Below are 2128 nucleotides of genomic sequence, written 5' to 3' on the forward strand. Positions count from 1 at the left end.
GACGATGTTGGCAAGCTGCCATCTTGTAAGCGCCTGCAAGGTGCCATAGCGATAATCAAAGGTGCGACAACCGGCTATCAGCTTGTCTTCAACGTCCGGCCAAATCGGGATGATAAGATGCTTTGCCTGCCGTCCTTTCAACAAATCGCGCTTGTAAAAATCCTGCTCGTCCCGGCCGACCAAAATGCCGCGGCGGAGCACGGCGATGTCGGGAACTGGGAGACCGAAGGTTTCCGCCAAAAGCTGGGAAGCATTGACCGTCACCAGTCCCCAATCGGCATCATGCCCCTGCGGGAGGCGAAAATTCGGCGCTGCCCCCATCACCAAGGCGGGACCGGTGACACTGGGCAAGCGAAGAATTGGCTTTGAGAAGGTTGGCAAGAGGTCCGAAAGCGGAGTTTTCATGCGGGAATCTGAACCGCATGTTCCTCAAACGCGCGCAGAATGCTCTCTTCTCGGCTCCACAATTCGTCCCATTGCGTGGCGCCGGACCAGCCCGCAAACCAAGGACCGCCTAGCGTGYAGTGCGCCAGCGAGACATCGGCGGGGTCGAGTTCGGTAGCTGAAGCCCCTACGAGGTAGTTCCATGCCAGAGGCAATTCCCCGATCTCATGGTCCTCAAGCCATTTGAAGGCGTGGAGGTCACGTCCGGGCCACGTATTGAGCATCTCGTTGGTCAGCCGTTTGTTGGCCGGATGATCCAGATTCCACAAAACGACCGACGACCAGTTTTTGCGGCGATAGAACGTCTGCGTTTGTCCGTCCATCTTGACCGCTTCGGATTCGCGTTGCTGGTGCTTGACCGCCATAATCGCGTAGGAAGGATCGACCAGGTCGAGCAGCTTGACTGGATCCTTCAGAAACAGGACGTCGCAATCGCAGAACATGGCCCAGCCGCCTTGCCTCATGAACGGAACGGCAAAGCGCGATATGGCAAACTCGGTCGACATCGGTGCCTCGGAAATCGGGCACCAGAGCTTGCCATCACGTACCACCATCGGTCGCTTCATGATTCCTTGCGCTTCAAGGTCTTTGAGCACGAGTGGCTGTATCTGCAACGGCGTGCTTGTCCGCCGGTAGGCGCTCCATCGCGCTACGTCCAGAACTCGGGATTCGCGTGGGTCATACCCAATGTAGATTGGTATCACGTGGCAACTCTATAATTTGATGTGAATTTACTCGAATTAAGCATGGCAGCACTGCAAGCGGAAGACCGAAGTACAGTGCCACAAGTCACTCCCACCCCACGCCTGCCGATGAACCGCCGGCGGCGCCCCTCGGGCGCGCCTTCGCGGCGCGCCGGCTGGACGAGCCCGGCCCGATGAACAACCGGGCTTGGTGATGATTTCGTCGCCGCGGATGGCGGCGAAGTCGGAGATGTCCTGCTGGTCAAGCCGGTCCAGCCACTCGCGGCTTCCCGTTGTCGGTTCAGGCATCAGTCGGCGATCCTCGGTCTTCGACATAAAACGCGGCTACCAACTCATGTGCCCGGTATGAACCAGCCCAAATTCCGGATCTCGTTGCCGATAAAGTTGCCCACCCGTTTCCCCCGGTTACGCAGGATGCGCAGCAACCCGCTATCCACAAAATACGTCAGGAGGATGCTGTCCCGTGTTGTCACTTCCGGCCCCACTATGTCCGCCGAGTGCCACGTGTCCTTGTCTACCGCGAAAGCATAGCCCGTGTTCGGCGCGAAACGCATCTGCATCTTTTTCGCCAGCCCGCCGCCCGGCAGCTCCTCGTGAAAGATCGTCCCGATGTTGGTGTGCGCCTCGTCTGGTGGCAGGTAAAGCTGCACCGTGATGCCCTTCCAATGTGTATCCGTGTGCGGCGGAATTTCGTAGCCCGGAATGTCACGCGTTAGGATGGGGATTGGAAACATGCCCACCTCGGCCAAGCCGGGCCCGAACCGTCGCCCCATCGCCGGTGCCAGTCGGCGACGGAAAGCGTTCTTCACCGGCTCGGAACAAAGCGCTTTGCCAACCACGTTCCACACCGTCCGCTTCGCCGACGGCAGATGTCGGATGTTTTCCGGAAAGAGATCGATCTTCACCCGCGTGGACGCACCCATCGCATCCCGCTGTTTGGACCGGCCGTGCATCGGTCGGTAATCCGCATACACCGGCAG

At 59.1% G+C, this 2128-nt stretch carries 2 protein-coding genes and 1 pseudogene; all 3 read right to left on the reverse strand.

What is annotated here, in order from left to right; all coding sequences use genetic code 11:
- Window positions 1-405 (reverse strand): annotated as a pseudogene (locus ACXJ7R_RS30820) (hypothetical protein); the annotation flags it as partial.
- Window positions 402-1040, reverse strand: coding sequence for a hypothetical protein (locus ACXJ7R_RS30825; RefSeq protein WP_457155106.1), 639 nt, complete (start codon window positions 1038-1040; stop codon window positions 402-404). The pseudogene ACXJ7R_RS30820 and the gene ACXJ7R_RS30825, both read right to left, overlap by 4 nt.
- A gap of 440 nt (window positions 1041-1480) precedes the next feature.
- A partial coding sequence (locus tag ACXJ7R_RS30830; protein WP_457155107.1) for a hypothetical protein occupies window positions 1481-2128 on the reverse strand: 648 nt, incomplete at its 5' end.

It is taken from the genome of Mesorhizobium sp. P5_C1 (assembly GCF_054049815.1).